8 protein-coding genes are annotated in these 9367 nt (G+C 61.5%); 2 read left to right on the top strand and 6 right to left on the bottom strand.

The window, feature by feature from the left end:
• Positions 1-165: 165 nt before the first annotated feature.
• Complete coding sequence (locus ACILRN_RS02820; protein ID WP_395685333.1) at positions 166-438, bottom strand: succinate dehydrogenase assembly factor 2; 273 nt, start codon at positions 436-438, stop codon at positions 166-168.
• Positions 439-499: 61 nt separating this feature from the next.
• Between ACILRN_RS02820 and recG the strand changes: the two genes are divergently transcribed.
• Positions 500-2617 (top strand): ATP-dependent DNA helicase RecG, encoded by a 2118-nt coding sequence (recG, locus tag ACILRN_RS02815; protein WP_395685331.1) that lies wholly within the window; start codon positions 500-502, stop codon positions 2615-2617.
• Here the strand turns inward: recG and ACILRN_RS02810 are convergent.
• Entirely contained in the window at positions 2595-3317 is a 723-nt protein-coding gene (locus ACILRN_RS02810) for a DUF502 domain-containing protein (protein ID WP_395685329.1), read from the bottom strand. The two genes, recG and ACILRN_RS02810, sit on opposite strands and share 23 nt — an antisense overlap.
• A 58-nt stretch (positions 3318-3375) precedes the next feature.
• On the opposite strand from ACILRN_RS02810, the gene ACILRN_RS02805 reads away from it, so the two are divergent.
• Positions 3376-3753: a YbaN family protein gene (locus tag ACILRN_RS02805; protein ID WP_395685328.1), complete on the top strand. Its 378-nt coding sequence runs from the start codon at positions 3376-3378 to the stop codon at positions 3751-3753.
• Here the strand turns inward: ACILRN_RS02805 and ACILRN_RS02800 are convergent.
• The 4 genes from ACILRN_RS02800 to ACILRN_RS02785 all read right to left on the bottom strand — a co-directional run bounded on the left by ACILRN_RS02800 (position 3750) and on the right by ACILRN_RS02785 (position 9346).
• Positions 3750-4643, bottom strand: coding sequence for a tetratricopeptide repeat protein (locus ACILRN_RS02800; protein WP_395685326.1), 894 nt, complete (start codon positions 4641-4643; stop codon positions 3750-3752). The genes ACILRN_RS02805 and ACILRN_RS02800 overlap by 4 nt on opposite strands.
• A 217-nt stretch (positions 4644-4860) precedes the next feature.
• Entirely contained in the window at positions 4861-6807 is a 1947-nt protein-coding gene (locus ACILRN_RS02795; RefSeq protein ID WP_395685324.1) for an FAD-dependent oxidoreductase, read from the bottom strand.
• 44 nt (positions 6808-6851) lie between these two features.
• The gene (locus ACILRN_RS02790) at positions 6852-7139 is read right to left on the bottom strand and encodes a chorismate mutase (protein ID WP_395685322.1); all 288 of its coding nucleotides are present in this window, start codon (positions 7137-7139) and stop codon (positions 6852-6854) included.
• Between the two features lie 32 nt (positions 7140-7171).
• A complete protein-coding gene (locus tag ACILRN_RS02785; RefSeq protein WP_395685319.1) occupies positions 7172-9346 on the bottom strand; it encodes a ComEC/Rec2 family competence protein in 2175 nt (724 codons plus the stop codon).
• Positions 9347-9367: the final 21 nt, after the last annotated feature.

Here is a 9367-nt window from a genome sequence, read left to right as displayed (position 1 = left end):
CCAGCCAAAGTCGATGCCCGCTGGTCATCTACCGCGACATGGACCACAATTCGCTTGTCCGCCAACTCTGCGAGGGCAGGCAGGAGCATGGCGTCCAATCCCTCAGGAACTCCGGAAAGGGTGGTACAGCCTGGTTTGGCCAACAGCGGCCGAAGCGGTGCGATGTCAATCATGTTCGAGGGCAAGAATGCGGGCGAGGAGCGGCGAGGCATGCCCTGCGGGAACCTCCATTTGCCGTGTCGCCCAGGCCAGCATCTCCTGGTCCGGAATATCCATGATGCGCTCGAGATCAGTCAATTCGGCAGCACTGAAACTGCCGATGTTGCTCGACACGAAGCCCCCGAGCACGAGATCCATCTCCTTGATGCCACGATGAGTTGCACGCCACAGGAGGCGCTTGCGCCGGATGCTGTCGTCGTCGGGGGAAAGGCTGTTCATGCGAAGCGTGTCTAGCCTCAACCACTCTTGCGCTGCAACCTGTTCCAGCCGAAAATGATGTATGCGCCCTACGCTTCTCAACCCCTTGTTCGCCGGCGCGGCGAGCCTCAAGGGCATTGGCAGCAAGCTTGACAAGCTGCTCGCCGCGTTTCTGCGGCCTGCCCATGCAGCACCGGGCGAGACGACGCGTGTCATCGACCTGCTCTTCCATCTGCCATCTGGCGCCGTGGACCGGCGCTTTCGTCCCCGGATTGCCATGCTGCCGACCAGTGGCGTGGTTACCGTCGAGGCGCGCGTCATGCGCCACCGTCCGCCCCCGCCTGGAAACCGCCGGGTGCCCTATCGGGTTGAAGTTTCAGATGGCACAGGCGTGCTCACCCTCGTGTTTTTCCATTCCTATGCTGACTCGATCCGCCGCCAACTGCCGGAGGGCGAGACCCGCTTTGTCTCCGGCACGATCGACTGGTTCAACGACGAAGCGCAGATCGCCCATCCGGACTACATCGTGTCGGCCGAGGAATTCCAATCTCTGCCGCTCATCGAGCCAGTCTATCCGCTGACCGAAGGGCTGTCAGGCAAGATCCTGGTCAAGACGATCCGACAGGCACTTGAGAAATTGCCAGAACTGCCAGAGTGGCAGGATGCTGCCTTCCGTCAGCGCAATGCATGGCCTGGCTTCTGCGAGGCGCTGCGATCCCTGCACAACCCTGCCGAGCCAGCCGCCATCGGACCGGCGGCGCCGGCCCGCCGCCGCCTCGCCTACGACGAACTGCTGGCCAATCAATTGGCGCTGTCGCTGGTCCGGATCAGCATGAAACGGGCCGCGGGCCGCCAACTCAGTGGAACCGGCAGTCTACGCGCGAGGATCATTGGCGCCCTGCCCTACAGCCTCACCACTTCTCAGGCTGAAGCTGTAGAAGATATCCTGCGAGACATGGCGGCTGACCACCGCATGATCCGTCTCCTTCAGGGCGATGTTGGTGCGGGCAAGACGGTGGTTGCGCTGCTGGCCCTTGTCACGGCCGTTGAAGGTGGCGCGCAGGGTGCGCTGATGGCTCCAACCGAGATCCTCGCGCGCCAGCATCAGGCGACACTGGCAGGCCTGTGCGAAGCGGCAGGAATTCGTGCCGAACTGCTAACCGGCCGCGAGAAGGGCAAGCTCAGACAGGAAATCCTCGCGCGCGTGGCGAGCGGTGAAACCCAGATCGTGATTGGTACTCACGCCCTGTTTCAGGATGATGTCGCTTTCCATGATCTGGGACTGGTGGTGATCGACGAACAGCACAGGTTTGGGGTGCACCAACGGCTGCAGCTACAGGCCAAGGCAGGCGGGGCGGGAAATCTCCTCGTCATGACGGCCACCCCCATTCCGCGAACCCTGGCTCTCACGGTCTATGGCGACATGGATGTCTCGCGACTCACAGAAAAGCCAGCGGGGCGCCAGCCCATCGATACCCGTGTCATGCCAATGTCACGACTGGACGAGGTGGTGGCCGGGCTTGACCGCGCCCTTGCCCAAGGCAGCAGGGCCTATTGGGTTTGCCCGCTGGTGGCAGAAAGCGAGGCCGTAGACCTTGCGGCAGCCGAGGACCGGTTTGAAGCACTCCAAGCTCAATTCAAGGGTCGCGTCGGACTGGTGCATGGCCGCATGAAGGGACCGGAAAAGGACAAGGTAATGGCAGCGTTCAAGGACGGAACGCTGTCGCTCCTGGTGGCCACCACGGTCATCGAGGTTGGCGTTGACGTTCCAGAAGCCACCGCGATGGTGATCGAGAACGCCGAGCGCTTCGGCCTGGCACAACTGCATCAGCTGCGGGGACGGGTTGGTCGCGGTCATGGCAAGTCATCCTGCCTGCTCCTCTACGACGAGCCGCTGGGCGAGACGGCAAAGGCGCGACTCAGCATCATGCGGGAGACGGAGGATGGGTTTCGCATCGCGGAAGAAGACCTGCGGCTGCGCGGCGCAGGCGAGATGCTGGGGGCAAGGCAGTCCGGCCTGCCGCTTTTCCGCATGGCGGATCTTGCAACAGACGGCGATTTGCTGGCAGCCGCACGCGACGATGCTCAGCTGATCCTTGGCCGCGATCCTAAACTGATATCTCCGCGGGGCGAGGCCTTGCGCGTGCTGCTTTATCTTTTCGAGCGGGACGAGGCGGTCAGGCTTCTGGCGGCGGGCTAGCCACGACGAGCGCCGCTGAGGGCAGACGATCAGGAAACACAAGGCCCATGGAGATGACCAGTTTCAAGCCATCCTCGACACTCATGTCGAGGATCCTGACGTCTGCAACATCGGCAAAGAACATATAGCCGGAGGTGGGATTCGGAGTGGTCGAAACATAGATCGCATACATCGGCCGCCCAGGCTCAAGACCGATCAACCCGCCATCAACCTCCCGCGAGACGAAAGCCAAAGACCAGGTCCCGCGACGTGGCCACTCGACGAGGCAGACATTGCGGAACGACGCGCCCTTCTGCGAGAACAGGGTCTCGAATAGCTGTTTCGACCCCTTGTAGATCGACCGCACCACCGGCATCGCATAGAGCGTCTTGTCCCAGATGGCGATCATGGTGCGACCGGCAAGATTTGCAGCCATGAAGCCGATCGCCGTGATGGCCAGCAGGGCAACCACAAGGCCAAGCCCCGGTACCCTGATTGGCAGGTAGGTGTCAGGATTGTAGCTGAGAGGCAGCAGAGGCTTCACCCAGGCATCAAACAGGGTGACAAACCAGTAGGTTGCCCAAACTGTGATGGCGATGGGCGCCGTGATGACCAGACCCGTGAAGAAGTACGCGCGCAATCTGCCCCAGAACGCAGAGGGCGCCTTGATTTCGACATTGGCCTGGGCCAGTTGGGGGCCCTGTTCAGGTGGTGTGGTCATGAGGAGCGGCACTAGACATGAAGCGGACGTCAACCGCAAGACCGGGCCTAAATCTTACATGAAGGCCCTCCGCCGCCCCCTGCTGGTGGGAACAGGCTGGCTGTGCGTCGGCCTCGGCATCATCGGCATCATCATGCCGCTGTTTCCAACCACGCCATTCTTGCTGGTCGCAGTCTGGGCTTTCTCGCGCTCGTCTCCCGAATTGGCCGAGAAAATCCGCAATCATCGTCTGGCTGGACCCTACATCCGCGACTGGGAGCAGCATGGGGTGATTCCCCCGGCAGCCAAGTTTTTCGCGATCGTCATGATGAGCGCCATGTTCGGCTATCTGATGCTCGCGACGCCTGCCCCGGGCTGGGCGATCATTTCGGCAGGATTGGTGATGGCGGGGGTGTCTGCCTTTGTCCTGTCACGGCCGAGCCGGCCCAGGCTCTAATCGCTCGACATTTGCTTCTTGCGATCGACCGGATACTGATCGTCCCATACCTTGGCTCTGGCTTCAGCTTCGATCCGCTCATCATCTCCGACATTGGTCTCGAACTGAAGGGCACGGTCGAAGATCTCCGGGTTTTCCTCCGGCTTCGCCGACTCGCGCGCCAGAATGTACCACATCATGGCGCGGGTACGGTCACGGCGCACAATCTGGCCATCCCAATAAAGTTCACCAAGATAGGCCTCTGCCGGCGCATAGCGCTTGCGCGCGGCTGCCATCAGCCATTTCAGACCCTGCTGAGGGTTGCGCTTCATGCCTTCACCCCGAATGTTCATGATCCCCAGCGCATATTGAGCAGCGGGGTGCCCATAGGTGGTGGCGATCCTGAGATAGGTCTCTGCGGCTGCGTTCGGGTTCGGCTGAATGCCGGCATTGACTGCGCCGGTCCGCTTGTAGTCGGCAATCCGCACCATGGCGTCGACCGAGATGCGCAGGCGATTCTGGTTGCCCTCGTCGGGGTCATAAGCCTCGGCAACCCGGGAATAATAGCTGTAAGCCATGGCATCGTCCCGCGGTACGCCAAGCCCCTGGCGGTACATGTTTCCGAGGTACCAGTCGGCAACGATGTTGCCATCGTCGGACTCGCTGCGAAACAGGTCCACGGCACGCTCATAATTGCCATTCTTGTAGGCGCGCTTGGCCTTCTTGAGATCGTCAGTCCAGAAGGGAATGGAGATTTCGGGAAGCTTCAGTTCGGGCGCAGCAGGCAGGTAGGAGTGGAAACCAGCCAAGGGCCAGGATGACGATTCATCGGTGGCCCAGGCAGGAGACGACAAAGCGATGGCGGCACACGCACATGCCACCCGCCAGCCACCAACCACAAACACTGCCACCCTCATGCTCTTCAGCTTGCCTGCGTCCTGCACGTCGCCTGACTGGTGACCGTTTCCTGACGCTGTTTCCCGAACATATGACTGATTTTCATCCGAACCGGCCAAAACTCCGGCATCGATAGAAATGAATTTGGGCGGATAAAAGGTTGAGATTCAGGCGAAATTGTTCCAGCAAACAAATCCTGAGGCTGTTGCATCGGAGCAACAGCGCAGGCCGCTAGACGGCAAGCCCGGCCTGCATTCCCTCGTAAACCGCCTCTTCCGCGGTTCGAGGGCTCAGCGCATCCCCGGCCAGGTGACACGGGATGCCGAGCTCGGCCAGATCAGAGGCCAGGCCATCCTCCTGCAGATTGGGTACATTAAGGACGATCGTGTCGACGTCCTCCAACACAACTGCCTCACGAGAGGGCGTGTGCACGAAATAGGCTGTTCGGTCATCTGCCCCATAAAGCCGAAGCCATGGGTGAACCTCCACCCCAAGACGGTGCAGGCGGGCGACCGTCTCAAATCGAATGTAGGTCTGGATACTCGCGGCCACGCAGTGATGGTTAACTGCGAGCCGTACATGTGCGCCCTCGATGGCGAGTTTTTCGGCAATGCCGGCGCCCAGCCAATCGCCCATCCAGTCATAGACCACGACCCGCTGCCCGGTACCTGCGGCACCGGAAAGCACGTCAACGGCATGGACGAGTTGCCTCGCTTCGCCACTGAAGGGCGGCAGCTGTGGCTTCGAGCCCGTCGCCAGGATGACGGCATCCGGCCGCTCACTGGCGAGAACGGCACGTGTTACCTCGCTGTTGCGCCGGATAACTGCTCCATGGCGCTCTGCCTCGGCCGTGAGATTGGTAATAATGCCGCCGAATTCCGAGCGGGTGGGCAAGAGTTGAGCAAGCCGTGCCTGCCCCCCCGTTAACGAAGATCTTTCGTGCAACTGAACATCATGGCCACGCTCGGCCGCAACGGCAGCGGCCTTCAACCCAGCAGGCCCGCCGCCAACCACCATGATGCGTAAGCGCTGGGCTGCTGGAGGCTTGCGCTCGTAAGCCAGTTCACGACCGGTTTCCGGATGCTGAATGCAGGAAATCGAGAGACCCAGCTGGAAGTGGCCAATGCAGGCCTGGTTACATCCGATGCAGGCCCGAATGTCATCCAGCCGTCCCGCCCTCGCCTTGATGGGCATCTCGGGATCAGCGATCAAGGCGCGCGTCATGCCACACATGTCGGCAGCACCGGACGCCAGCACCTGTTCAGCAATCTGAGGCTGATTGATCCGCCCCGCCACGAAAACTGCAGTCCCTGTCGCCTGCTTCACCTTCTGGGCGAATGGCGCCACATAGCCGTGGGCATTGGCCATGGAAGGAACGATATGTGCCGCGCCCGATGCTGTCGCAGACGTTCCGGCGATCACATTGAGATAATCAAGCTCCGGCGCAAGAGCGCGTGCGATCGCGAGTGAGTCATCCTCAACGAGCCCATCCTCATCATGCTCATCGCCTGACATCCGCATGCCGACGACGAACTCTTGCGGCACGACCGCCCGGATTGCAGCAATGGCCTGACGGGTGAAGCGCAGCCTGTTATCCAAACTGCCGCCATACTCATCCGCACGGCGGTTGACTCTCGGGTTCATGAACTGGGCCGGCAGATAGCCATGGCTTGCGACAATCTCGACGCCGTCCGCGCCGGCCTCAGCCATGCGCCGCGCCACCGCGCCGAACCCTTCCAGAATCTCGCAAATCATGGTGATCGGCATTTCCCGCGGTATCACCTTGAATCGTTCCGAGGGAGAATGGGATGGCGCAAAGGCAGGCTGCACAACCCCGTCAGGCCTGCCAAGCAATTCGCGACCCGGATGAAACAGCTGAATGAAGACCTTGGACCCTTCCGCATGGATGGCATCGACCAGTCGGGCAAAGGGCTTGATGCAGGCGTCAGAGGTTCCCATCAGGAGCGCCTCCGTGTAGCGCGCCGTCTCGTGTACGCCCACAACCTGAATGACGATCAGACCCGCACCGCCCCGCGCCCTGGCGCGCTGGTAGGCAATCAAGGCATCGGATGGCAAACCAGCTTCGGGAAGATAGGTGTCATGCCCGGTCGAGAAGATACGATTGCGAATCTCCGTGGACTTCAGGCGAAACGGCGAAAACAAATTGGGAAACTGCATCTGGCCTTCCATGGGGTCGTGATGCCCGCCGACAAGGCGGGGCTTTACATCGATCGCTCCTCGTAGGCGATGAACCATTCTATCATTTCAGTCCACATGGCCTCGACCAGAGCCGGGTCGACATTGTGGGCTCGGGCCAGCACGCGGACATGATCGATCACTTGCCGGACGCGGGCGTCGTCCCGCGCCGGCAGGCGGTCGCGGGTTTTCACGGCAACTGCCTTTTCTACCCAGCGCTGTCGCTCAGCCAGCAACTTGACGAGACCTTCATCGATGCGATCGATCTCTCTGCGAATGATGCCCATGGTGAGCGGTTCTGGTGTGTTCGTCATGACCAGCCTCTTGCCCCCGTTGGCTACGCAGGTCAATCACCTCTTAAGCCCGCTGACCGGACCCTTGGCCTGGGCAGGACGGTCCAGGGGCGGTCTCCCTGTTCGCCCCTTGACGTGCGGATGAGCACCTCGGAGTCTTCCAGCCAGATGGCATGGGCGCCGAACCGCCATAAGTCGAAACGGTCGATGCGGAGCGATGCGGCGCTGCACGAGCCACGGAGAGGAAAGTCCACGATCAGAATGTCGGCATCTGCGCAGCCTGGCGGCGGAACCTCCCACTCGCTCACATAGACAACGCGCCTGCCCTTGACCTTGGCCTCACACACTTTGTCCCTGCACGACCAGCCCGGGCGGCGGGCCGCCTCCGCCAGTCGGACCTCCTCGCCATTTTCCTGCAGCCACGCATCAACGGCAAAACGGCCCCGTCGAGCATGAGCCGGCACGAGAAGACCAGAGCTGTTCCGAAGGGCGACATTACGGCCGGTTGCTTCGACAAGCAGGTCCGGCCCGGCCGGGGGCATCAGCGCCACGCCAAGTCCGAACCCCATCACCGCAAGCCCTGCAACTCTTGCTGGCCCCGCAAGGAGGCACAGCATGATCAAACCCGCCCCAAGCATGAGCGTCGCCACGGCCGGCGGTCTCTGCACCACTGCATCAGCGCCTGGCAGGCGGGCCACCGCATCAGATATCATCACAACGGCATCAAGCCCATGTCCCATGAGGGTTAGGGAAAGCCACTCGAGCCCCAACGGCATCATGAGCACCGAAATGACAGCGGCTGGCATGACGAGGCACCCGACAACGGGTATGGCGAGGCCATTGGCCAGAACGCTGTAGGGTGAAATCCGGCCAAAGTGATAGGCAGCAGGGATTGTCGAGCACACTCCGGCGATGAAGGCGGTAAGCACGCTGACAGCGAAGGCCACCATGGCCATGTTCAGCGCGCGAACGACCCAGTTGCCGCGGCTCTCGCTTGCCGGTCGCCCGGCACGATGGCGGCTCCAGACCTCATAAAAGGCGATGAGCCCCATAACTGCAAGAAACGACATCTGGAAACTCGCGGAGACAGCTGCATGTGGCTGAACGAGCAGAACGCAGAGCCCTGCAAGCGCCAGGTTACGCATCGACAGAGCGGGGCGATCAACCATCACGGCAAAGAAGACTACAGCCACCATGATGAAGGCCCGTGTTGTGGCCACACCCGACTCTGCAAGCAGCAAGTAGAAAAAGGCCATGGCCATTGCTGCTGCCGCAGCCCATTTCCGGATCGGATAGCCAAGCGCCAGATATGGAGAGAGCGCGAGAGTTGCCCGTACCGCCCAGAAAACACCTCCCGCCACCAGCCACATGTGCAGCCCGGAGATCGACAGGATGTGATAGAGGCCCGATACCATCAGGCTGCGGTTGACTTCTGGGGGAATGCTGCCGCGTTCGCCCGTGATAAGCGCATTGGCAAAAGATGCAGAGGGATCGGGCAATACCTGATGTATACGGTTACCGATGGTGGTTCGCAGACGTGCCAGCCAGTCTCCAAAGCGCTGAGACCAGTCCGAACGGGTTGCGAGAACCGATATCTCCGACGTGATGCGCCCGGTGCCGCCAATGCCATTGAAGTAAAGGCTACGACCAAAATCGAAGCCACCAGGCGCCGCCGGCGACGGCAACGGAGCAAGACGGGCCTTCAGACGCAGCTGTGCTCCAGCCGTCTTCGCTTCGGGAGGCACCGCGGCTCCCGGAACGCTGAGCCGCAAGCGGGCCGGATGGTCGCGTTCCGCCACCCCCTCGATTGACACCACATCAAGAATCATGACTTGCCGATCTCGGGCACTTTGATCGATGGCCACGACCTCGCCCGTGACGGTGACCTCGCCAGTCACCGACGCCAGAAGCGGCGCACCATATTGAGCGGCTTCGATGCGAGCGAGCGCAAATCCCAGAAGGACCATTCCCGAAAGCATGGCAATCGCTGAGTTACCGAGGCGCCAAAGGCACAACAAACCCAAGATTGCAGCCAGCGCCGCAACCGGCAGACCGGGTTCGAACGGAAGGGCAAAATAGGCTCCGATACCGAGAGCCAGCGCGGGGACATGCCACAGGAAACCGCGACCTTCCTGTTCCGATGCGAGCAGCCCCAAGAGGGCCCAGCAACGCCGGGCCGCAGTCGCGTTTTGACCGGCACCGGCAGGGTCCATGACAGCGGAGAACATGGTAGTCCCCTTACAGGCAGC

This window comes from Aestuariivirga sp., from assembly GCF_044238155.1.
GTDB lineage: Bacteria > Pseudomonadota > Alphaproteobacteria > Rhizobiales > Aestuariivirgaceae > Aestuariivirga.
Note: the sequence above shows the minus strand (reverse complement) of the source record. Positions and strands in the feature narration are given on the sequence as shown.

Coding starts and splice junctions, on each gene's coding strand:
- ACILRN_RS02810 (WP_395685329.1), bottom strand. CDS start 3,317: ATGACCACACCACCTGAACAGGGCCCCCAACTGGCCCAGGCCAATGTC.
- ACILRN_RS02820 (WP_395685333.1), bottom strand. CDS start 438: ATGAACAGCCTTTCCCCCGACGACGACAGCATCCGGCGCAAGCGCCTC.
- ACILRN_RS02805 (WP_395685328.1), top strand. CDS start 3,376: ATGAAGGCCCTCCGCCGCCCCCTGCTGGTGGGAACAGGCTGGCTGTGC.
- ACILRN_RS02790 (WP_395685322.1), bottom strand. CDS start 7,139: ATGACGAACACACCAGAACCGCTCACCATGGGCATCATTCGCAGAGAG.
- recG (WP_395685331.1), top strand. CDS start 500: ATGCGCCCTACGCTTCTCAACCCCTTGTTCGCCGGCGCGGCGAGCCTC.
- ACILRN_RS02785 (WP_395685319.1), bottom strand. CDS start 9,346: ATGTTCTCCGCTGTCATGGACCCTGCCGGTGCCGGTCAAAACGCGACT.
- ACILRN_RS02795 (WP_395685324.1), bottom strand. CDS start 6,807: ATGCAGTTTCCCAATTTGTTTTCGCCGTTTCGCCTGAAGTCCACGGAG.